Annotated in this window: 1 pseudogene; it reads right to left on the bottom strand. The window is 75.6% G+C overall.

The features are described 5' to 3' along the window. Positions 1–574 (bottom strand): annotated as a pseudogene (locus KUM32_RS41395) (3-oxoadipyl-CoA thiolase); the annotation flags it as partial.

The raw sequence follows: 574 nt of genomic DNA, 5'->3' as shown, positions 1-574 counted from the left end.
CCGCCCGCACCGGGCCGAGGCCGAAGTACTCGGGCTCGATGCCGGTGACCGCCGTCGCCCGCACGCGGGCCAGCGGCTCGCGCCCGCTGGCCCGCAGCCCCTCCTCGTCGCAGAGCATCAGCGCCGCCGCGCCGTCGTTGAGCGGCGAGGAGTTGCCGGCCGTGACCGTGCCGCCCTCGCGGAACGCGGGCCGCAGCCGGGCCAGCGCGTCGAGCGAGGTGTTCTGGCGGATGGTCTCGTCGCGGTCGAGCGAGGCCGCCGGGTAGGCCACCACCTCCGCGTCGTACGCCCCGTCCTTCCAGGCCCGGGCGGCCTTGTCGTGGCTGGCGAGCGCGAACGCGTCCTGGGCCTGTCGGCTGATCCCATGCCGGTCGGCGATGAGTTCGGCGCCCTCGCCGAGCGGGATCGTCCACTGCGGCGGCATCTTCGGGTTGGTCATCCGCCAGCCGAGCGTGGTGTTCAGCAGCGCCTGGTTGCCGGGCGGGAACGGCCGGTCCGGCTTGGGCAGCACGTAGGGCGCGCGGCTCATCGACTCGACGCCGCCCGCGATCACCACGCGCGCGTCGCCGACGGC

Source organism: Streptomyces sp. AC627_RSS907 (genome assembly GCF_019049165.1).
The sequence above is the reverse complement of the archived record's forward strand: the minus strand, read 5'-3'. Positions and strand labels throughout refer to the sequence as shown.